The sequence below is a fragment of the Moorena sp. SIO3I6 genome (assembly GCF_010672095.1).
Genome location: NZ_JAAHHU010000053.1, coordinates 1 through 20,156 on the forward strand (window position 1 = coordinate 1; position 20,156 = coordinate 20,156).

The 20,156-nt window shown below is 43.9% G+C and carries 23 protein-coding genes and 1 pseudogene; 17 read left to right on the forward strand and 7 right to left on the reverse strand.

Annotated features, from left to right (window positions below; genetic code table 11):
- Positions 1–1,228, reverse strand: a pseudogene (locus F6K49_RS16880) (S9 family peptidase); the annotation flags it as partial.
- 262 nt (positions 1,229–1,490) lie between these two features.
- Here F6K49_RS16880 and F6K49_RS16885 point away from each other — a divergent pair.
- Entirely contained in the window at positions 1,491–2,096 is a 606-nt protein-coding gene (locus tag F6K49_RS16885; protein ID WP_293025085.1) for a Uma2 family endonuclease, read from the forward strand.
- 138 nt (positions 2,097–2,234) lie between these two features.
- Here the strand turns inward: F6K49_RS16885 and F6K49_RS16890 are convergent, their stop codons facing one another.
- Positions 2,235–2,459, reverse strand: a complete 225-nt coding sequence (locus tag F6K49_RS16890) for a type II toxin-antitoxin system HicA family toxin (RefSeq protein WP_293025083.1) — start codon at positions 2,457–2,459, stop codon at positions 2,235–2,237.
- Positions 2,460–2,505: 46 nt separating this feature from the next.
- The gene (locus tag F6K49_RS16895) at positions 2,506–2,697 is read right to left on the reverse strand and encodes a type II toxin-antitoxin system HicB family antitoxin (RefSeq protein ID WP_293025081.1); all 192 of its coding nucleotides are present in this window, start codon (positions 2,695–2,697) and stop codon (positions 2,506–2,508) included.
- A 668-nt stretch (positions 2,698–3,365) separates the two neighbouring features.
- Here F6K49_RS16895 and F6K49_RS16900 point away from each other — a divergent pair.
- The gene (locus tag F6K49_RS16900) at positions 3,366–3,587 is read left to right on the forward strand and encodes a hypothetical protein (RefSeq protein WP_293098473.1); all 222 of its coding nucleotides are present in this window, start codon (positions 3,366–3,368) and stop codon (positions 3,585–3,587) included.
- Between the two features lie 40 nt (positions 3,588–3,627).
- Here F6K49_RS16900 and F6K49_RS16905 read toward each other — a convergent pair whose 3' ends face one another.
- The 3 genes from F6K49_RS16905 to F6K49_RS16915 form a co-directional block, all read right to left on the reverse strand.
- Positions 3,628–4,116, reverse strand: coding sequence for a LuxR C-terminal-related transcriptional regulator (locus tag F6K49_RS16905; RefSeq protein ID WP_293025077.1), 489 nt, complete (start codon positions 4,114–4,116; stop codon positions 3,628–3,630).
- A 107-nt stretch (positions 4,117–4,223) separates the two neighbouring features.
- On the reverse strand, positions 4,224–4,412 hold the full coding sequence (locus F6K49_RS16910; RefSeq protein WP_293025075.1) for a hypothetical protein: 189 nt from the start codon (positions 4,410–4,412) through the stop codon (positions 4,224–4,226).
- A 78-nt stretch (positions 4,413–4,490) separates the two neighbouring features.
- Positions 4,491–5,423 carry a hypothetical protein gene (locus tag F6K49_RS16915; protein ID WP_293025073.1) on the reverse strand — a complete coding sequence of 311 codons (933 nt, stop codon included), beginning with the start codon at positions 5,421–5,423 and terminating at the stop codon, positions 4,491–4,493.
- Between the two features lie 283 nt (positions 5,424–5,706).
- Here F6K49_RS16915 and F6K49_RS16920 point away from each other — a divergent pair, with 283 nt between their 5' ends.
- The 5 genes from F6K49_RS16920 (at position 5,707) to F6K49_RS53410 (ending at position 9,047) form a co-directional block, all read left to right on the forward strand.
- Complete coding sequence (locus F6K49_RS16920) at positions 5,707–6,579, forward strand: Pvc16 family protein (RefSeq protein WP_293098476.1); 873 nt, start codon at positions 5,707–5,709, stop codon at positions 6,577–6,579.
- A gap of 28 nt (positions 6,580–6,607) precedes the next feature.
- The gene (locus F6K49_RS16925) at positions 6,608–7,870 is read left to right on the forward strand and encodes a phage tail sheath subtilisin-like domain-containing protein (protein WP_293025069.1); all 1,263 of its coding nucleotides are present in this window, start codon (positions 6,608–6,610) and stop codon (positions 7,868–7,870) included.
- Between the two features lie 171 nt (positions 7,871–8,041).
- Positions 8,042–8,476, forward strand: coding sequence for a phage tail protein (locus F6K49_RS16930; protein WP_008178159.1), 435 nt, complete (start codon positions 8,042–8,044; stop codon positions 8,474–8,476).
- Positions 8,477–8,529: 53 nt separating this feature from the next.
- Positions 8,530–8,895, forward strand: a complete 366-nt coding sequence (locus tag F6K49_RS16935) for a hypothetical protein (RefSeq protein ID WP_008178157.1) — start codon at positions 8,530–8,532, stop codon at positions 8,893–8,895.
- Positions 8,896–8,969: 74 nt separating this feature from the next.
- Positions 8,970–9,047 (forward strand): hypothetical protein, encoded by a 78-nt coding sequence (locus F6K49_RS53410; RefSeq protein WP_366511440.1) that lies wholly within the window; start codon positions 8,970–8,972, stop codon positions 9,045–9,047.
- On the opposite strand, the gene F6K49_RS16940 is transcribed toward F6K49_RS53410, so the two are convergent.
- The gene (locus tag F6K49_RS16940; RefSeq protein ID WP_293098481.1) at positions 9,026–9,178 is read right to left on the reverse strand and encodes a hypothetical protein; all 153 of its coding nucleotides are present in this window, start codon (positions 9,176–9,178) and stop codon (positions 9,026–9,028) included. The two genes, F6K49_RS53410 and F6K49_RS16940, sit on opposite strands and share 22 nt — an antisense overlap.
- A gap of 95 nt (positions 9,179–9,273) precedes the next feature.
- Here F6K49_RS16940 and F6K49_RS16945 point away from each other — a divergent pair, with 95 nt between their 5' ends.
- The 10 genes from F6K49_RS16945 (at position 9,274) to F6K49_RS16990 (ending at position 20,156) form a co-directional block, all read left to right on the forward strand.
- Entirely contained in the window at positions 9,274–11,025 is a 1,752-nt protein-coding gene (locus F6K49_RS16945; protein WP_293098484.1) for a hypothetical protein, read from the forward strand.
- Positions 11,016–11,768 (forward strand): LysM peptidoglycan-binding domain-containing protein, encoded by a 753-nt coding sequence (locus F6K49_RS16950; RefSeq protein ID WP_293098487.1) that lies wholly within the window; start codon positions 11,016–11,018, stop codon positions 11,766–11,768. Before F6K49_RS16945 ends, F6K49_RS16950 begins: the two co-directional genes overlap by 10 nt.
- A gap of 116 nt (positions 11,769–11,884) precedes the next feature.
- Entirely contained in the window at positions 11,885–12,952 is a 1,068-nt protein-coding gene (locus tag F6K49_RS16955) for a contractile injection system protein, VgrG/Pvc8 family (protein WP_293098490.1), read from the forward strand.
- Positions 12,949–13,596: a phage baseplate assembly protein V gene (locus F6K49_RS16960; protein WP_293042215.1), complete on the forward strand. Its 648-nt coding sequence runs from the start codon at positions 12,949–12,951 to the stop codon at positions 13,594–13,596. Before F6K49_RS16955 ends, F6K49_RS16960 begins: the two co-directional genes overlap by 4 nt.
- A gap of 65 nt (positions 13,597–13,661) precedes the next feature.
- Positions 13,662–14,057 (forward strand): PAAR domain-containing protein, encoded by a 396-nt coding sequence (locus tag F6K49_RS16965; RefSeq protein ID WP_293042218.1) that lies wholly within the window; start codon positions 13,662–13,664, stop codon positions 14,055–14,057.
- Positions 14,058–14,193: 136 nt separating this feature from the next.
- Positions 14,194–14,586 carry a GPW/gp25 family protein gene (locus F6K49_RS16970; protein ID WP_293025053.1) on the forward strand — a complete coding sequence of 131 codons (393 nt, stop codon included), beginning with the start codon at positions 14,194–14,196 and terminating at the stop codon, positions 14,584–14,586.
- Positions 14,586–18,128 (forward strand): putative baseplate assembly protein, encoded by a 3,543-nt coding sequence (locus tag F6K49_RS16975; protein WP_293098493.1) that lies wholly within the window; start codon positions 14,586–14,588, stop codon positions 18,126–18,128. Before F6K49_RS16970 ends, F6K49_RS16975 begins: the two co-directional genes overlap by 1 nt.
- Before the next feature lie 57 nt (positions 18,129–18,185).
- Entirely contained in the window at positions 18,186–18,323 is a 138-nt protein-coding gene (locus tag F6K49_RS16980) for a hypothetical protein (RefSeq protein ID WP_293025049.1), read from the forward strand.
- A gap of 44 nt (positions 18,324–18,367) precedes the next feature.
- The gene (locus F6K49_RS16985) at positions 18,368–19,360 is read left to right on the forward strand and encodes a baseplate J/gp47 family protein (RefSeq protein ID WP_293025047.1); all 993 of its coding nucleotides are present in this window, start codon (positions 18,368–18,370) and stop codon (positions 19,358–19,360) included.
- Positions 19,361–19,391: 31 nt separating this feature from the next.
- On the forward strand, positions 19,392–20,156 hold the full coding sequence (locus tag F6K49_RS16990) for a phage tail protein (RefSeq protein WP_293098496.1): 765 nt from the start codon (positions 19,392–19,394) through the stop codon (positions 20,154–20,156).

Consider the following 20,156-nt stretch of genomic DNA (forward strand, 5'->3'; position numbering starts at 1 on the left):
TTTCCCCACTTACCATGTCGTAGCGATAGATGGTTGCAGGGGTGGTGAAGCTGGTATAGGTGTAGAAGGTTTCAGTATCATAACGTAACCCATTGAAACCACCAGCGGAACCAATACCAGGTAATTCGACTTCCCGCACAAAGGAACCATCCAGGTCAAAAATTTTGATGGAGGAGTGAGCATCTTTGAGGTAATCGGCCACAAATTGGTTGTTGAGTAAGCCTACAGCTTCTAGGGTTTCATCCGCTTGGGGAATTACTTCTTGCCACTGTGCCTGAGCAGGATGATTAGTATCTATGGCAATGACTCGACTGCGAGGGGCATCTAAGTCTGTGCGGAACCAAAATACTGATTGATCATTGTCGATGAAGCTATAGCTGGCATCAAATTCTTTAATGAGTTCCACAACGGGGGCATCTGGGTCTTGCAAATTTTTATAAAACACCAGATTCTTGGGGTCAGTACCCAGGAAGACTGTAATGATCAGATAATTACCATCTTCAGTGACTCGACCACTAAAACCCCATTCTTTCTGGTCAGGGCGCTCATAAATGAGAATATCCTCTGACTGGGGTGTTCCCAGCTTATGGTAATAGAGCTTTTGATAATAATTGAGGTCTTCTAACTTAGTGGCTTCATTGGGTTCATCGAAGCGGCTATAGAAGAAACCTTGATTGTCGTGAGTCCAAGATGCCCCAGAAAACTTTACCCACTTAATCTGATCCGAGAGGTCAAGACCGGTTTCTACTTCCCGCACTTGCCACTCTTGCCAGTCAGAACCAGACCTAGACAGACCATAGGCCAGCAGCTTGCCATCTTTACTAATGGCTAAACCTGATAGGGCAACGGTACCGTCTTCTGAAAGGGTGTTGGGGTCAAGTAATAGGGTTGGTTCAGCATCGAGGGAGGTCAAGGTGTAGAGAACACTTTGGTTCTGGAGACCATCGTTTTTGAAATAGAAGTAGCGATCGCCTTTTTTAAAGGGAGTGCTATATTTCTCGTAATTCCATAGCTTGGTGATGCGCTGCTTAAGTGTTTCCCGTGTTGGTATTTCGCTGAGATAACCAAAGGTGACTTGATTCTGTGCTTCTACCCAAGCCTTTGTTTCCTCTGAATCTGGGTCTTCTAGCCAGCGGTAAGGGTCAGCAACTAGAGTACCGTGGTAATCATCGACTTGGTCGGATTTGCGGCTTTTGGGATAGTTCAGGGGTTGACTGGTAGATGGCATGGTGGCAGATGGTGAAGCAGCTTTTCTAGTGTAACGTTTCTATTCCCTAGGTCGAGGTTGGAGGACATGGGCAGCTATGGAGCTGTCGCGAATTGAGCTAAAATCTTAGTAGAGCGATAAGCATTGCTGACGGGCGGAATGACTATGAGTGGGGTGGCTATCCTGCCTGCGGTGGAAATTGTAACCGGCAAGATGCCGGTTCCACCAAGATGCCGGTTCCACCAAGATGCCCGTTACGGAACGCAAATCGCGCCTGATAATTATGACTGGATCGATCACACCACAACTAGCAACGCCCTTAGAGCTCAAGACTCGTCCGGCTTTTGATATGAGTGATGAGGAATTCTTTGCTTTTTGTCAGCTCAATCGGGAGTTACGGATCGAACGCCACCAAGATGGAAGGCTTATTATTAGCACTCCTACAGGAGGGGAAACTGGCGGTCGCAATTTTGATTTGATTGTTCAGTTTGGTAATTGGGTATGCCAAGATGGTACAGGGAAAGGTTTTGATTCTTCTACTGGCTTTATACTTCCCAATGGAGCCAATCGTTCTCCTGATGTTGCTTGGGTCAAGCTAGAGAGGTGGGAATCCGTGACTAAAGAACAACGAAAGAAGTTTGTACCCCTATGCCCGGATTTTGTGATTGAGCTGCGTTCTGGGAGTGATCGCCTGGAAAACTTGCAAGACAAAATGGCAGAGTATAGGTCAAATGGGACTTTGCTCGGTTGGCTGATTGACCCGGATCAGCGCCAAGTTTATACTTATCGTCTTGGGGCGGAAGTTGAACAGCTGGATAATCCAGCGACGGTGAGTGGTGAGCCAGTTTTACCTGGGTTTGTGCTCAAGATGGATCAGATCTGGGATTGAGGAGCCTACCCAAGATACGTTCAATTTTTGCGATCGCGCCCCGCGTGGCCTACGGCCAATCGCTTTTAGCGGCTCGGAGCATCGCGAAGCCTAGCCCTTTGGGCTAATCGCCGATCTTGTAGTGGACTGACACAGCCATCACAACAATTCCCTGAATTCCTCACGACTAAGCTGAGTGTCACGCAAGATTTGGGACAATAAACCACGTCCAATGGTTTCACCAGAATGTACCGGGATAACTGTTCTACGTCCGTCATCATGAATTAAAATATGGTTACTTCCACGTACCCTCGCCACTGTAAACCCTGCTTTCTCCAGTGCTGCGATAATTTCCCGTCCAGTTACATTTGGGAATTGACTCATACTTCCACGTCCCCTCGCTGTACACCAAAGAAGTCAAGGGAATTTTCTAGATTTTATTCAAATTCCAAACAAAGGGCGATCGCGCCCCGCGTGGCCTACGGCCAATCGCTTCTCGAATACGCTCCATCAATTCATCCAAAGATTTTGCTTGGGTATGACACCCTTTAAGAGTGGGAACAGAAGCTACAAAGTAGCCATCAGCATCGCGCTCGATAATTACATTAAATTCTCGACTCATTTTTGATTTCAATTTATTTACTAAAGATAGTATTTATTGCTGAACAAAATTTACTATAAATTAATAGTATAGCATTTCCCAAATAGATGAGGTACTTTTGTTCTGGGTTTTAGTGCCTACGCAAAGCCTAGCCCTTTGGGCTAATCTACGATATTGTAGAGTGCGCCCTCGACAGGGTAAGGCAGCAAGCGCAAAAGAGTAAAAAATTCCAAATCTTAACCAAACCAGCATCATTAGCACCGGTGGGTTGCTGAAATCCTGGGATTGATGATCTTGATTTTTCTGCCATTATGGAAGTAACTCCTACTTGGTTGGGAGGAAAGCCGCGCTGGTAGTTATTAACGGTTCTGACCAGCGCGGCTATTAGTATCGGTCGTCACCTTCTATAGTATAGATAACTCCTCGAAAAAATGCAAGGGTTAAATGAATAATGTTTAAATTTATTTACAACTATTATAATTAGCCATTTATAGACTCATTTATGTGTAATTTAATTTTACATTTTTTTTAAATTTACTGATATAAAAAGGGAGCTTATGATATAAAATTAGGGAGCATAGAGTAGGTAAGAGTTAAAGTACTAAAAAGCCTGTCTACATCATTAGAATAAAATGCGTTCGCGTAGCGGCTCAATGCTCACGCATCGCATCCAATACCCGTACAAGATAATGCGATCGCATCCAATACCCGTACAAGATAATGCGATCGCATCGAGTGCTCGACCAGATTACGCGATCGCATCGAGTGCTCGACCAGATTACGCGATCGCATCGAGTGCTCGACCAGATTACGCGATCGCATCGAGTGCTCGACCAGATTACGCGATCGCATCCAGTGCCATACAATATCATGGGTCAGCAGTCAGCTATCAGCTCATACCTGACTTCTGACTTCTGACTTCTGACTTCTGACTTCTGACTTCTGCTATAGCTACTTCATTTCTAACTGCTGAATCAAAGGAGCACATTGATAAACCATAGCCGCTCGACTATCTACATCCAGCTTCAGGAAGATCCGACGTAGATGAGCAGAAACTGTCCATTCACTAATTTCAAGCTGTTTAGCAATTAGCTTATTAGACTGACCTAAAGCAACAAGAGTAACAATTTGTAACTCTCGTTCTGTTAAGATACTAGCAAGATGAGATGTAACGGAAGTAGTATTGTCTTGGAATTCTGTAATTGCATAAAATTTTCCATTTACCTCCAGATAACCAACTGCATTCAAAGGACAACTGCTTTGAGGGGGTGAATTAGAGCTAGACCCTAAACTAGGTTTAAATTCGTTGTTTGTTTCACAAACTAAAAAACAAGAATTATTGATAAACAGCTTACCAATAACTTGATTTCCTAACTCTGATTCTAGATCTTCACTAGCTATATCTTGACCATAAAGAGTAAGATTACGTTTCTCTTTCATGATAGAAATGTCAAGTACCTATAGACATCCTGTTTGATTGGTGACCGCAACCTGGGGAAGGATAAAAGTCAGCTATCAGCTATCAGCTATCAGTTATCAGCTATCAGCTAAAAGCTGACGGCTGACGGCTGACGGCACCTCAAGTAGCGTGAGCTAAAAGCTGACGGCTGACGGCTGACGAACGTCGGACCAGGGCATGATTTAGCTCCCCAAGACCGCGCTGAATAGCTTCGTTCCTTGAATTTGTCAACACCATTACACCCATTGCTATAAGTATTCACAAATGATTTAGGCATATCAGATCCATTGATGGTCTTCCCCCCCTTCCATTCTGTGAAATACCAATCAAAAAGGAACTAAATTGTTAACAAAATTTATAGTTTATACCAGAACGCTTTAGCATTTATCCATAAATCGCCCTTTAACTCTGGGAAATTCCCCGAATCTTCAGGATCATCGGCACAGTTATCGCTCCCAGACCCCTTAGACATTGTTTCAAATGCTGGCACTGCAGGTGTCACAAGATGTATAACACACAGATGAAGCCCTTCCCATAAAAGTTTTGCCAGTCCGGTGTAAATCATCAACTGGCGTAAGTACTCCGATTCCAAAGCCACAATTCGATCCTGCGCACTGACCAGTTCGCAAGAGATTCCCAAGTTTTCCAAGGCTTTGCAGATATCTGGAGGACGATTATGACTAAAATCTGTAGGTTTCTGATAGCTCAGTATAAAAGCAGAACCCAAACTCGCACTTAGGGCTATAGTATCCCGAAATGACGCCATTAAAGTATCATTGGTCCCCTGTGACTGATTAATGCATCGATCTAATAAGCGTGCTAAATATTCCCATCGTGGCAATAGCTTGATAGTTGTACCTTTTGGCAGTAAAGACTCCCTTAGACTATCCCCCAGCCAGAATAGATTTAGTCCTAGCAAATCATTCTCGCTTTGTAATCGTTTCCACTCTTGAAGTGACCAAATCACACTCTCTAAAGTGGCTCTGTCCTGTTCAGGTGCCTTGTCATTGAGAGTGCTTTTGGGAATAAGTAGTTCTGGTTGTTGTAAATAAAACTTAGTATTGTTGAGAATATGCCAAAGCTCTCTTGCTATCCAGAGTTCCATTATTTCTCCTAGCTGCTGAGCGATGTGGACTCCATAATAGGAGAGCGCTAAGGCTGGATCCAGTACACAGATCCATTGCTTGGAATCAAGTTGGCTGAAAAGGGGAGTTATCAGCATTTTAAAGACGTCACTCCCATTAAAATAGCAGTTTTTAGACCAATTCTGTAAATTACGGCTAGCCATCAATTTTATCTCCCCATCTCTCTATTTCCCCATCTCTCTATTTCCCCATCTCCCCATTTACCCATCTCCAGAGGAATAGCGTTAATTTATCAATTTTGGATTTGAAAAACCAGTCACAGGATCTTGCTACTCCAAATGGATTAGTTCAAATGAGCTAGTTTAACTTGACTAGCTAGAAAACGTGACTTGTAGAGGATGTCTAAAAGAATTATTAATAAATAACGCCCTAAGCTTTGAGAGTCTGGTGCGTGGCTGCTCAGTAAATCCAACCAGGTCAGTTAGGATGATTAGCGATCTGAGTCAAGTGTTGAGAAGAATTTTGGAACAGACCAGCCTATCGTCGAGGTTTCCAGAATTAGCGGAGGCTCAAATTTCTTTTGAGCGTCCCTCAGAAACCTTTAGTCCTGGACAGACAACGGTGAATTTATTTCTGTACGATATTCGGGAACACCTGGAACTACGTAATAATGAACCAACGATCGAGAGGCGCAATGGACAGGCAATTATTCATAATCCTCCAAAGCGCATAGCCTGTTCTTATTTAGTAACAGCTTGGCCCATTGGTGGCGAAGAATTACCCCTGCAAGAACACCGATTACTCAGCCAAGTCCTGCAAGTATTCTCAGCCTATCCAACTATTCCAGAAATACCTTTTTTAGAAAATACTCGACTTGCTGGGCAAGAACCAGCCTTACCAATGGTAACTGCTCAAGTAGATGGAGTACAAAGCACTGCTGAGTTTTGGACTGCATTGGGAAATCAATTACGTGCTTCCATCACAGTCACAGTAACCATTGCGATCAAGGAACTATTTGAGCCAGAGCCAACCCCCATTGTCATTACTCAAGATTGGCAATTAGGTCAGCGGATTTCACCATCCTCAGAAGAACTGGTGCCAGGCACCGCACAACAATTTTTCCGGATTGGTGGGCGAGTTACCGATGCTGAGAATAAACCTGTTGTTGGCGCAACGGTTATTTTGGTTGAGCGTAATCTCAGCGCAGCCACTGATAGAGATGGACAGTACACCATCGGGGCAATTACCGCTGGTGCTTATACCTTACGGGTGCAGTTAGAGGATGCAGTACAGGAGGTTACTATCACTATCCCAGTAGAATCGGCAGCAAGTAATTACAACCTACAACTACAACAGTAAATTCTGTTTAATCAAGGAGTTAAAGATTATGCCACAGTATTTTTCGCCAGGCGTATATGTTGAAGAAGTTCCGCCCTCCTCTCGACCTATTGCTGGAGTGGCTACCAGTATAGCCGGATTTATCGGTATCGTACCCCAAAGTATCCAACTCCCTGCCGAGCGTGTCGAAACTACTACTAGTGATGACACTACCACTGTTACCTTCAAAGTAGAAGCAAAGACTCTTCCGGAAGCCGGAACCCCTAAGTTGGTAACTAATTGGAGTCAGTTCGTCACTACCTTTGCTGACTTAGTTGGGGATAAGACTCTTAATAATCTCACAGAGGTAAATGAAACTGATTTTGATGCCAATCCACTCAACGCCTGGAGTCGTTTTGCTCAAGCAGTCTACGGTTTCTTCAATAATGGTGGCACCAGGTGCTATGTGATCCGGATTAGTGCTAATACGGAGTTAGCTGCTGCTCTCAATAGTTTTGCTGCTATTGACGAAATTACTATGGTGGCTATTCCTGGCATTACCAGCCAAGCAGAACAACAAGCTGTCATAGAGCACTGTGAAAACCTCCAAGACAGGTTTGCCATTCTTGATGGGCAACAAAATCCTACTACTTTTGACCGAGACAGCATTAAAGGTAGTACTAGAGATAGTAACTATGCGGCTCTTTACTTCCCCTGGATTACGGTTTTTGACCCTGCCCAACAAATTCTAGACCCATCAAGCAATGGCAGTATATTCCTGCCTCCCAGTGGACACATGGCTGGGGTTTACGCACGAGTGGATGGAGAAAGGGGTGTGTTTAAAGCGCCCGCTAATGAAGTGATTCGAGGCGCTCTAGATTTGGAATACAACCTCACCAGAGCAGACCAAGACATTTTAAATCCTCTAGGAATTAATATCATTCGCTCTTTTAAAGGCAATATCAAAGTTTGGGGAGCGCGCACCCTGGGAGGGGATGACAACGGAGAATATAAGTACATTAGCACCCGTCGTTATTTTAATTTCCTGCGAGAGTCCATTGATGAGGGTACTCAATTTGCAGTGTTTGAGCCTAATAACCTAGCACTTTGGCAGCGTATTAAGCGTACGGTCGGTGACTTTCTGTTGAATCAGTGGCGGGATGGAGCTTTGTTTGGAGCAACTCCGGAGCAAGCTTTCTTTGTCAAGTGCGATGCAGAAACTAATCCCAAAGAAGTAAGAGAAGCAGGAGAAGTTGTTGCTCTCATTGGTGTCGCTATTGTTAAACCAGCGGAGTTTGTCATCTTCCGCATTCAACAGATGGCTGGAGAATAGATATAGCGCTACGCGCAAGTCAGAAGTTAGAAGTCAGAAGTCAGAAGTAAGCTATGACTAGATTTCGGAGTTTAGGAATGTCCTAATCTAAATGCGTAGTGTTATAAGAATAGATATTTCTTGAATTACCCATTACCTTACTTATTACCAAACAACAAGGAGATGTGAGTTATGCCCAGAGTAGATCCGTATAAAAATTATCGCTTTCTGGTAGAACTGGATGGAATTGTTCAAGCAGGATTTTCTGAGTGTAGTGGTTTTGGTTCAGAAGTAGAAGTTGTGGAGTATCGAGAGGGGGGAGATGATGCCACAGTACGTAAGTTGCGGGGCAAAGCTAGTTACCCTGATATTGCCCTCAAGTATGGTATTACTGACTCCAAGGAACTTTACGATTGGCATTTACAAGCAGTGAATGGGACAATTGAGCGCAAAAATGGCTCGATTATCCTGCTCAATGATGATGGGGAAGAAAAAGTGCGCTGGGATTTCTTTAATGCTTGGGCGAGTAAGTATGAAGCACCCAGCTTAGATGCTAAGGGTAGCGATGTTGGGATTGATTCCCTAACGATTACCTGTGAACGTTTGCAGAGAGTTAATGTCAGTTAACAGTCATCAGTTAACAGTAATCAGTTAGCAATTAGCCATAACCAAGAACCAAAATGCTACAGACGGAATACGAATTTATCTTACCAGCAGGGTATATAGATAAAGAAGGGAATTTGCATCAGGAAGGAGTCATGCGGATGGCGACAGCGGCGGATGAAATTCTGCCCCTCAAAGATCCTCGTGTGCAAAACAACCCAGCCTATCTGATTGTGCTGTTGCTCTCCCGTGTTGTGACTCGCCTTGGTTCGGTGGAGGTAGTTAATCCTAAGATTATCGAAAGTTTATTTGCCTCTGATTTAGCGTATTTGCAGGATCTGTACAATCGAATCAATGGCAATGGTATGCGATCGCTTCAAATTAGCTGCCCCCACTGTGAGCAAAATTTTGCTGTCGAACTCGATTTATCGGGGGAATCCTAGGCTACCCCCTTACCCAAATCCATGAGGAGGTAGCCTATCTGGCCTATCACTTCCACTGGCATTATGAATCAATCATGACCATGGAACACCGGGAGCGCCGAAAATGGGTTACCGAAGTCGCCAAAATCAATCAGCGTTTGAATAGTTCGTAAAGGGAAAAGGGAACAGGGAGCAGGGAGCAGGGAGCAGGGAGTAGCGGTAAGAAAATTGAATGTATAGCACTACCCAGGTGTTTGACATTGATAAAAGCTGAAAAGCTGTTGTAGTCAACTTTAGCATGCATGCCTTTTGCCTCTTGCCTTGCGCGTAGGGCTATACCTCATCAGGATGATAAACGCTATAGGTCGGTAATTGGGGATTTTCCCCTTTCTAAATAAGATGGATAATTCAGCTTCACAAGCCAATAATTTCCAGGAATCGGGAAGTCCAGAAAATTCCCCCTTACTAAGTCGTCTGCAACGGCGACAAGAAAAGTCTGGTGGAGTAATTAATACCCGCCAACTGCACCGCCATTACCAATCTACCCAAGCAACCACGGCAAGGCTGACCCAACGATTAACCCTACCAGAACAAATTAACTCCCGTTATGGTGCCAGTGGTTTACAACCCAAGTTAAATCTGGAGCGTTTTAGTCGCCCTAGGGTAGAATCTGCTGATGTGAGTAATACCTATCTGGAGCCGACTAATGTTGCGCCTTCTAATGTTGCCCTTTCAGGGAGGGGAGAAGGGGTGCAAAGGTCAATGGCAACTAGGAATAATTCTCGCCAATTTCCCGACCACCTAGGGCATCAGGGGAGATCCCAACCACCATCTCGATCTGTCCCATCAACTAGTCCTAAAGTCCCGATTATCAGCCAAATTAAATCTTCAACTGTATCCAGGTCTAGGGCGTGTTTTCAAAGTTTTCCGCAAGATTATGATCCCCCCCAGCCCCCCGCGCGGAAGGGGGAGCCATACTCAAAGTCCCCCGAGAGAGGGATTGCTCGCTCGGGGGATAATGGGGGATCTCCGAGTTTGAAGACACGCCCTAGTGCTCAACCTCCAACATCTTTGCCAAGGCAAGTCAAGATTAATCGTCAGGCAACCTTATCTGCACTCCAGGATAAGTTTACACCTCCAGAGATTGTTCAGTCTCAGGTTGTCCCACCGCAAACAGAGGGTGATTTCCATTCCCCCTCTCCAGTCAATCCAGCTTCTGTTATACAAACTAAATTAGTTGTAGCTAAGCCCACTCAGCCTTTAGCGACAGGACAAACTAGCTCGACACCGGATTTAGTTTGGCGCTCCCAGGAGGAAGAGGAATCAGACAGTAGTTTGGTACAAACTAAGCTCTCGGATTCTAAGCCCAATCAGAGGATATCTGAAAACTTTTTTGATACTGAATTTTGCCCCCCTAGCCCCCCAATTCTGGGGGGAACAAGAATCCAATTGGCTGGTAAAAGTCCCCCAAAATTGGGGGATTTAGGGGGCTTGGATGTAGCAAATGAGACTTCTCAGACAACCTCTCAGGATATCTCTTTAGTTCAAACCAAACCGGTTGTTGTCAAACCAAGTCAGCCATCACCGACAACAACTATAACCCCAACTCAAACTACTAATCTGACCAAGGATACAGCAATCAATAACTCGGCAGATAATTTGGTTTGGCGCTCCCAGGAGGAAAAAGAATCAGACAGTAGTTTGGTACAAAATAAGCTATCGGATTATAACCACAATCATGACATCTCTTTAGTTCAAACCAAATCGGTTGTCCTCAAACCAAGCCAGCTCTCACTGACAACAACTACAAGCCCAAATAGAAACATGAATTTATATACCGAGACAGGTAAAACTAGCTCGACACCGGATTTAGTTTGGCGCAAAACTGATAACGACTCTGTAGCCAAAGTATCGAAACTGCAACAGTTAAGTGATGGGGTAATTGCTCGTCAACCTAATAATCTAACTGGAGCTAATTCCATTCCCATGACAGCACCAGTTACTTCAACCACAGCCACGTCAAATCTACCAACACCCCCAGCCCAAGGAGTAGATGTGGATATCGAGGCAATAGCGGAACACGTTAGTCGTATTCTCACTCGTCAGCTAACGATGGAACAAGAACGTCGGGGGATAGAAAAATGGCATTAGCTAAACTAACTATAATTCCTTTGAAGTGGGAAAAAACTCAAGACAGTAAGTACCGTGCTGTAGAGTCGGAAGACAGAGCCAATTATCCAGAGATTACGGTTTTGTTTAACCCCGAATCCTATGCTATCAAAAAAGGAGTTAGTTGGAGTGGTTCGAGCCAAAAAGAATATAATGCGCCCATCTTAGATTTTGGTGGCGGGGGAAGTCGGGAACTAACTCTGGAATTGTTATTTGATGTTTCCGAAGGGGTTAGAAATTCACGACTTCAAAATCAAAATCAAAATAATAATCGTTTAATAGACAGTACCGCCATCGAGGATGTACGGGAGGAAACCAATAAACTTGTTGCCCTGACCCGCATTCAACGTGTTGGGGGTAAAGAACAACCACCACCAGCTTGTAAGGTTTACTGGGGTAAAGCACCAACTAATTCTGACTTCCCGTTTGTGGGGGTAATTACTAATCTGACCCAAACCTTCACCCTGTTCAAAAGTGATGGTAAACCGATACGGGCAAAAGTTAATATCACGTTTTCGGAATATCTTAACCCAGAAGATGATAAACGGCGTACCGATCCAGAATTAACCACTCGTATTGTCAAAAGAGGTGAAACCCTCAGCACCATTGCGGCGGATGTCTATGGTAACCCTAAGCTGTGGCGACTGATTGCCCAAGAAAATCAATTGGATAATCCCCGTGAACTTGATACTGGTAAAACCTTAACTATTCCCAAATTGCGTTGATAGTTATGATTGATTGCTGTAGCAAGCCCAAGGGTTGTGCGTTACTATTGCCTGTTCCCTATTCCCTACTCCCTACTCCCTACTCCCTACTCCCTACTCCCTTTTAACTTTTTAAAATGCCCTTTACTCAACCCCAAGCCTCCATATTCGCAGATTATGAAATCCTGGTTAATGGTTCTAGTTTACCAGGGTCTGCACAGTTACATATTACTGGGGTAACAGTAGATGAACAGGTTAATTTACCCACCATGTTTGCCTTAACGTTTGGCAGTTTGGATGTGCAGGAAGGGGAAGTGTTGTGGCTAGATAACTCCTTGTTTAGTATTGGCAATACGGTAGAAGTGAAATTAGGTTACCGGGAAAACTTAGCTACCCTTATAATAGGGGAAATTACTGCTATAGAACCGGAGTTTACCATTGATAGACTACCGAAGGTAATGATTCGGGGTTATGATCGCAGCCATCGCTTACATCGTGGTCGTCATACCCAGACTTTTGTACAACTAAAAGATAGTGATATTGCAGGGCAAATTGCCCAGCAGGTAGGACTTTCATCCCAAGTGGAAGATAGTGGGGTAGTGCATGACTATATTTTACAAGCCAATCAAACCCATATGGAGTTTTTGCAAGAACGGGCAGGAAAAATTAATTATGAGGTGATGGTGGAGGATCGTAATTTAGTATTTCGACCTACGGCTAATCAAGACAGTGAAATTATTACCCTAACCTTTAGTGATGACCTACTGCAATTTTACCCTTGTATGTCCTCCGCAAGTCAAGTGAATGAAGTCAAAGTACAGGGTTGGAATCCGAAAGAAAAGCAAGCAATTATCGGACGCGCAACCACTGGTGATGAAGGCAGCAAAATGGGGGGAGAAATTAGCGGTGCAGCCCTAAGTCAAAATGCTTTTGGTACAGCAGTAAAAACCCTGAGCGATCGCCCGATTATCACTTTAGCGGAAGCAGAGCAATTCGCTCAAGCCCGTTTTCGGCAACTCAATTTAGAGTTGATCACAGGGGAAGGAATTTGTCGAGGACGTACCGATTTACGAGCTGGCAAAGTGGTGCAAATTGAGGGTGTGGGCAGGCGCTTTAGCGGTCAATACTATGTTACTAGTGTCCTACATCGCTATCGTGATAGCCAATATCAGACCAAGTTTACAGTGCGGAGGAATGCCGAATGAAATTCTCTGAATTACTTCTGGATAGTCAATCCCAGCGAGCGATCGCATCTCGTATTTATGGTGTCGTGGTTGGTGTGGTTACCAACAATCAAGACCCAGAAGGACTAGGTCGGGTTAAAGTGAAATACCCCTGGCTAAGTGATGAAGACGAAAGCGACTGGGCGCGAATAGCTGTAACCATGGCGGGGGATAAACGGGGTATGTATTTTATCCCAGAGGTTAATGATGAGGTATTAGTGGCTTTTGAACACGGGGATGTGCGTTTTCCCTACATTATTGGAGCACTGTGGAATGGTGAGGATAAACCTCCTATTAATAATGATGATGGAGAAAACAATGTCCGCATGATTAAATCCCGTAGTGGTCATGTAATCCGTCTCAATGACAAAGAAGGGGAAGAAACTATTGAAATTGTAGATAAAACCGAGAAAAACAGCATTGTTTTTGATACGGCTACCAACACTATTGCTATTACTACTGAAGGAGACATTACTTTATCAGCATCTCAAGGTAATATTAAACTAGAAGCACAGAATATTGAAATCAAATCTTCAGCAGATACCAAAGTTGAATCCGGTGCTATAATGGATATTAAAGCCAGCAGCACCATGAATCTTAACGGTCAAATCATTAATCTCAACTAGGTAAGCAATCAGCAAATGCGCTACGCGCACGCTACGCGAACAGCTATCAGCAATCAGCTTTAATTATGGGACAACCAGCAGCCAAACAAGGGGACCAAATTACCGCAGTTGATACTCATATTGTGATCGTGCCGGGAACACCTCCGACACCAACTCCCCTACCCCATCCTTTTGCGGGCATTATCAATGGCAATTTGAGCAGTGATGTCAACATTATGGGGATGCCAGCCGCTACGGTAGATAGTACGGCAGATAATACTCCACCCCATATTCCCAGTCCACCGGGGACTTCTTTTCAAAATCCACCCGCTAATCGAGGCACCATCAAAATTGGGAGTCAGACTGTGAAAATTAACGGTAAAGCAGCTGCCCGTAATGGGGATATTGCTGAAACCTGTAATGATCCTGCTGATTTACCAATCGGACAAGTAATCGCAGTAGGTACGGTGTTTATAGGCTGAAAAGGAGAAGATGGGATCCCCCCTAACCCCCCTTAATAAGGGGGGGATATGATTGCCTATTCCCAGATCCGCTGTTCCCTATTCCCTGTTCCCTAAAACCCAAAAATTTGTACCTCACATAATTTAAAAACGCTATATGACGAAACCATTTTTAGGTGTAGGTGTAGGCTTTCCCCTTAGTTTAGATACTCAGGGAGATTTCCAACTTGCGGAATATGAAGAGAGTGTACGCCAATCAATTTTAATTATCCTCGGCACTGCTAGGGGTGAGAGAATTATGCGCCCTGATTTTGGTTGCGGTATTTACGATTTGGTGTTTGAGCCCAATTCTGCTGCCACTACGGCTAGAGTTTCTGAAGCGGTACAGGAAGCATTATTGCGGTTTGAACCCCGCATTGATGTTGTGGATGTGCGCGTTCAATCCCCTACTCCAGAACAAATGCTGGTTAATATTGACTATCGGGTGCGAGCAACTAATAACGTATTTAATTTAGTGTATCCGTTTTATCTGGAAGGGGGTGCAGGGTAATGGCAAGAAAAGCTCCTCAAATTGATTCTAGAACGGCAGAGATTATTGCTCAAGATGTGCAAGACCTACTGGCTAAATATCTCACCGAGTATCCAACCTCTGCAGCACTAAAAAATAAAGGTGTTGCCCAGGCACTGGTGCAAATCTTTGCCCGCTTTGGTGAGATAATTATTTCTCGCCTCAATCAAGTGCCAGATAAAAATTTCCTCGCCTTTCTAGATTTGTTGGGAGCTTCCCGTTTAGCACCTCAACCAGCAAGGGCACCCCTGACATTTTTCCTGGCGACGGGAACTACAGTGGATGCATTAGTACCAACAGGGACACAAGTTGCTGCACCCCCCACAGAAGGAGAAACCGAATCGGTAATTTTTGAAACTGAACAGGAGTTGGTGGTAACTGGGGCGCAATTAGAATCTCTATTTGTGCGTAATCCCTCACAAGACCAGTATGCTGATTACAGTTCTCTGACGGAAATTAGCCCAACAACAACATATTTACCGATTTTTCGGGGAAATCAAGAGATTGAGCATGTTTTTTATGTGGGGCATAAGCAACTGCTCAGTTTTCCTACTATTAATAATCTTAAGTTAATCATAGAGTTAGACCAAGTATTTGCTGATGCAGCTGAGTTAGAGTGGCAAGTTTGGCACGAAACAGAAGATTTACAAGCTTGGCAGACAATTACACCTAATAGTGATAGTACTAACAACTTTAGTCAGAGTGGTGAGGGGGAAATTAACTTTGAGGAGATTAATGCTATACCCCTGACTCAAGTGCATGGAGTTACTAACCGTTGGCTGCGTTGCCGTTTAGTAACTCCAATTAGTTCTAGTGAAAATTCTGCTGTGGGTATGGTGAGCAAACACCAATTACCAACTATTAGTAACCTAAGCCTAGAAGTAGAATTAAACCGCACTGACTTAAGATTAGAGGCTGCTGTTACCAATTCCCTCAACCAAGATATCAATCAGTCAATCTTTACCTTTGGGGAAAAGCCTAAATTTGGCGACACCTTTTATCTGGCTAATGCAGAAGCATTTTCCCAGTCAGGAGCGCAAATTACTCTGAATTTAAACCTGGCACATCCTAGGGATATTGGTATTAATTTACAGACTATATCTGACCAATTAAATACTAGATTTGAACCAGACAAGACTATATCTGAACACTTCAATCCCAGATTACAGTGGGAGTTTTGGAATGGTAAATCTTGGCAAGCCCTGTTTATCGCTACCAGGGAAGGGCTTTTAGATCCAGATTCAACCCCAGACAATCCCATTCAACTTCCAGACACATTTGTAGACGAAACTAGGGCTTTTACGAACTTACTGGATGACAGCGATGGCAATCTCAATCCAAAAATCACATTTACCCTACCAGAAGAAGCAGATATCCAACCCCAGGAAACTACTATCAATGGGGTAACTAGCTTCTGGATTCGGGTACGAATTATTAGTGGTAATTATGGTCAGGAAGCGAGGTTTGATACGGATAATAACTATCATCCGCAAACGTTTGTCCCCCCAGTAATTAATTCCGTCTCCATCGACTACGAATTTACCTTGACAGAGCCACCGGAACAGATAATTACTGACAATGATTTTTTGACTCGAACTATTGAGGATTTCCCCTTCGCTCCTTTTGAGTCACTAGACTTAGATAAACCAACGACCTATCTAGGTTTTTCCTTGCCAGTGGAACGGAGTTTTCCTAATCTTCCTCTCAGTCTTTTTGTGAGTGCAGCTGCATTCAAATATGGAGAAAATTTAATACCAATTTCTCCTACTATCAGCAAAAATGCTGGTTTACCTGGTACAACGGTTACCCATCGGTTTTGGTTAACCAATACTAACTCAGAAACGGTTACTTTCCAACTTGCTACTGTGGGGATGCAGCGTGTACCGGAATGGAGCGTTCAGGTGACATCTGCTCGATTACAACTAGAGGCGGGTGAAGCGAAAACCATAGCTATCAACGTAACTATTCCTGCCCAGGCTGCCTTGGGAAGTAGCGATAGGGTTTTTCTCCAGCTAGTTAAGAGCGATCAGCCTAACTTAGTTTACAGTGCCACGATGGAAACCTTTGCTGACACCGAATTACCAGCAGATGAAACCCCCCAACTCGTTTGGCAATACTGGAATGGTTCACAGTGGCGGAAAATAACAGTTCAGGATAATACCGACAATCTCACCCGTTCCGGTACAATCATCGTTTTACCACCAGCAGATATTACTCCCAAACAGGAATTTAGCTTATCTCCTCGCTACTGGCTGCGGGTGCAACACGCTAGTGGCAATTATACCTTTGAGCCTCGCTTAGGCCAGGTACTCCTTAACACGACTATGGCAGCCCAACGAGTTACCATCCGTAACGAAATCCTGGGTTCTAGTGATGGCTCGAAAAAACAAACCTTTACTACTAACCGTACTCCTATTTTAGAAGGGCAACAATTGGAAGTGCGGGAACTAGAATTACCCTCTGGGATGGAAGAAGAAAAAATTAAACAGCAAGAAGGGGAAGACGCGATCAATATTACTTACGATAGTACCGGAAGAGCCCAAGAGATTTGGGTCCGCTGGCATCAAGTAGCGGATTTTTATGAATCTAGCCCACGGGATCGCCACTATGTTTTAGATCGTCTCACCGGGACAATTCAGTTTGGTGACGGCATTAATGGCTTAATTCCGGCCATTGGTAGAGGTAACCTGCGCCTCAAGCAGTATCAAACCGGAGGAGGTAGCCAGGGTAACCAAGATGCAGGCAAGATCGTGCAGTTAAAAACTACCATTCCCTATGTAGACCGGGTAATTAACCCAGCAGCAGCCACAGGGGGGGCAGATGCAGAAAGCCTCGATTCATTACGCGATCGCATTCCCAAAGAAATTCGCCACCGCCACCGTGCTGTTACCCAAGACGATTATCAAGACTTAGCTAAAGCCCTGCCAGGGGTAGTCAGGGCAAAATGTGTTCCCCTCGTAGATTTAGCCCAATTGCTTGCTCCTACTAATAATCAGCCCCAGTGTTTTCCCCTCACAGATATCGATAATAATTCTGCTGTTGCACCAGCCAAAGTACCAGGAGTGGTGAGCGTGATTATTGTTCCCCACTCCAAGGAAGCTAAGCCTTTACCCAGTCAAGAATTAATTAACCGCGTTCAAACTTATCTAGAAACCAATGCCCAACCCACCGTTAGAATTTCCGTCGTTGGAGCAGCCTATGTCAGTGTTAATATCACCACTACCATTGCCGTAACATCCTTAGAAACAGCCAGCCAAGTAGAACAAGGAATTGAGCAAGCCCTAGAACGCTTTTTACATCCCCTAACCGGCGGTTTTGACCGAAAAGGATGGGATTTTGGTCGAGAACCCTATCTTTCTGATTTATATAGACTCCTCGAATCCATCCCCGGAGTCGATCACGTCGTTAGTCTCACAGGAGAAAAATGTGAAGACATAGGAGGTGCAAGAGTCACCGGTAACTTTCTGGTTTATTCCGGCAACCATACCATCAATCTTGTGTATAGCCAAGGGAGTAGGGAGTAGGGAGTAGGGAGTAGGGAGTAGGGAGTTTGGGAGGTGGGGAGATGGGGAGATGGGGAGATGGGGAGATGGGGAGTAAGATCAGTTTTCCCGATTCCCGATTCCCGATTCCCGATTCCCGATTCCCGATTCCCGATTCCCGATTCTAAATTCCAAATTCTAAATTCCAAATTCCAAATTCTAAATTCTAAATTCTAAATTCTAAATTCTAAATTCTAAATTCTAAATTCTAAATTCTAAAAATGCCTTTACAATTACCTAATTTAGATGACAAAACCTATGATGATTTGGTGGCGGAAGCGATTAGCTTGATTCCGACTTACGCCCCCCAATGGACAAATCATAACCCCTCCGATCCGGGGATTACCTTGATTGAGCTATTTGCCTACCTGACCGAGATGCTGCTTTATCGGCAAAATCGGGTGACAGAGGCGAATATTATCATGTTTTTAAAGCTGCTTAATGGGGAAAGTTGGCAGCACGATCCCAAAAAGGATTTACAAATAGAGATTAAAGAAGCAATTAATCAGGTACGCGATCGCTACCGAGCTATCACCTGTGCCGACTTTGTGGAATTAGCCCTAGAAGCAGATGATACCATTGCCAGAGCGCACTGCTTGCCTCGACGTAACCTTAATTCGGAGAATCCCCTAGGGGAACCTGTGGATAAACCAGGTCATGTCAGTATTATTATTATCCCTCATAGTCAGGATAGTAATAATAGCACTCCTCAACCGAGCCAAGAACTAATTAACAAAGTAAAAGACTACTTAGAACAACGGCGACTAATCACTACTAAAATCCATGTTGTTAGGCCACGCTACCTCACTATTAGTATCAGATTAACGATACATCTCAACCGAGAAGCTAAAGAAACAGACACTAGGGGAGATATAAACAATGCACTAGAAGAATTTTTCCGTGTTGTGCCAGATAGAAACAATCCTCAACAACCAAGTTGGCCATTTGGTCGGAATGTTTATGTTTCCGAAATTTATCAACTACTTGATAAACTAGAAGGTGTGGATTATATCACCAAAAATAATCAACAAGACGAAGTATTTTTGCCTAATCTTGATTCAATTTTAGGCAACCAACAACGCCTAGTTTACACCGATACAGGACAGCTAAGTGCCATCCAGCTTAAACCAGAAGAACTAGTAAATTTAACTATTACAGCCAGGGACATAGAAATCATATCTCCCTTAGAACCAGTTATCCCTGAGGAGAATTAACAATTAACAATGCATTGCATCTCAAAAACTGATGACAAATAGAACCAGCGCCCCCAGTAACCTGTTACAATACTTACCGGAGATTTATCAAAGCAAACCTTTCCTCGGGCAATTTTTACTTGCCTTTGAAAAGATTCTCCTGGGTCCTGAAAAAGATGGTGTCAACTCTTCCGACAAAGGTTCTGACAAAGGTTTAGAACAAAAAATTGCCGATATCCATACATACTTCGATCCCCAACAAACACCGAAAGAATTTCTACCCTGGTTAGCGAGTTGGGTAGCTTTGAGTCTCAGAGCCGATCTATCTCTCCAACAACAACGGGATTTCATTGCTAATATTGTAGAACGGTATCGCTTTCGAGGAACCAAAGCCAATTTACAAGCACTGCTAGACCTATTTATCGAGGGAACTCCCACCATTACCGAAACTACTATTCCCGAAACTATCGACGCAGAGTTTCAAATTGGTGACTCCCAACTACTAAACCAAAATCCTCAACAACTTCCTCCGCAGTCAGTCCTTGGAAAAGGTAGTTATATTGGTGGTGAATTACCTCACTTTTTTAGAGTAAAAATTGCTCTCAATAAAGGATTAAACCCAGAGCAACTCAGCCGACAAGTAGAAATTGCCACAGCTATTATCGAACAGGAAAAACCTGCCCATACCGACTACCAACTAGAAATTATTTTTCCTGACACCATCCAGCTTGCAGATCCTACGTCTGGAATTAAAGGTTCCCAGATTGGTATTGATACTATTTTAGGCAATATTCCCGAAAATTTAGAGTCAACTTAG

Coding starts and splice junctions, on each gene's coding strand:
- F6K49_RS16885 (WP_293025085.1), top strand. CDS start 1,491: ATGACTGGATCGATCACACCACAACTAGCAACGCCCTTAGAGCTCAAG.
- F6K49_RS16890 (WP_293025083.1), bottom strand. CDS start 2,459: ATGAGTCAATTCCCAAATGTAACTGGACGGGAAATTATCGCAGCACTG.
- F6K49_RS16895 (WP_293025081.1), bottom strand. CDS start 2,697: ATGAGTCGAGAATTTAATGTAATTATCGAGCGCGATGCTGATGGCTAC.
- F6K49_RS16900 (WP_293098473.1), top strand. CDS start 3,366: ATGCGATCGCATCCAATACCCGTACAAGATAATGCGATCGCATCGAGT.
- F6K49_RS16905 (WP_293025077.1), bottom strand. CDS start 4,116: ATGAAAGAGAAACGTAATCTTACTCTTTATGGTCAAGATATAGCTAGT.
- F6K49_RS16910 (WP_293025075.1), bottom strand. CDS start 4,412: ATGCCTAAATCATTTGTGAATACTTATAGCAATGGGTGTAATGGTGTT.
- F6K49_RS16915 (WP_293025073.1), bottom strand. CDS start 5,423: ATGGCTAGCCGTAATTTACAGAATTGGTCTAAAAACTGCTATTTTAAT.
- F6K49_RS16920 (WP_293098476.1), top strand. CDS start 5,707: ATGATTAGCGATCTGAGTCAAGTGTTGAGAAGAATTTTGGAACAGACC.
- F6K49_RS16925 (WP_293025069.1), top strand. CDS start 6,608: ATGCCACAGTATTTTTCGCCAGGCGTATATGTTGAAGAAGTTCCGCCC.
- F6K49_RS16930 (WP_008178159.1), top strand. CDS start 8,042: ATGCCCAGAGTAGATCCGTATAAAAATTATCGCTTTCTGGTAGAACTG.
- F6K49_RS16935 (WP_008178157.1), top strand. CDS start 8,530: ATGCTACAGACGGAATACGAATTTATCTTACCAGCAGGGTATATAGAT.
- F6K49_RS53410 (WP_366511440.1), top strand. CDS start 8,970: ATGACCATGGAACACCGGGAGCGCCGAAAATGGGTTACCGAAGTCGCC.
- F6K49_RS16940 (WP_293098481.1), bottom strand. CDS start 9,178: ATGCATGCTAAAGTTGACTACAACAGCTTTTCAGCTTTTATCAATGTC.
- F6K49_RS16945 (WP_293098484.1), top strand. CDS start 9,274: ATGGATAATTCAGCTTCACAAGCCAATAATTTCCAGGAATCGGGAAGT.
- F6K49_RS16950 (WP_293098487.1), top strand. CDS start 11,016: ATGGCATTAGCTAAACTAACTATAATTCCTTTGAAGTGGGAAAAAACT.
- F6K49_RS16955 (WP_293098490.1), top strand. CDS start 11,885: ATGCCCTTTACTCAACCCCAAGCCTCCATATTCGCAGATTATGAAATC.
- F6K49_RS16960 (WP_293042215.1), top strand. CDS start 12,949: ATGAAATTCTCTGAATTACTTCTGGATAGTCAATCCCAGCGAGCGATC.
- F6K49_RS16965 (WP_293042218.1), top strand. CDS start 13,662: ATGGGACAACCAGCAGCCAAACAAGGGGACCAAATTACCGCAGTTGAT.
- F6K49_RS16970 (WP_293025053.1), top strand. CDS start 14,194: ATGACGAAACCATTTTTAGGTGTAGGTGTAGGCTTTCCCCTTAGTTTA.
- F6K49_RS16975 (WP_293098493.1), top strand. CDS start 14,586: ATGGCAAGAAAAGCTCCTCAAATTGATTCTAGAACGGCAGAGATTATT.
- F6K49_RS16980 (WP_293025049.1), top strand. CDS start 18,186: ATGGGGAGATGGGGAGTAAGATCAGTTTTCCCGATTCCCGATTCCCGA.
- F6K49_RS16985 (WP_293025047.1), top strand. CDS start 18,368: ATGCCTTTACAATTACCTAATTTAGATGACAAAACCTATGATGATTTG.
- F6K49_RS16990 (WP_293098496.1), top strand. CDS start 19,392: ATGACAAATAGAACCAGCGCCCCCAGTAACCTGTTACAATACTTACCG.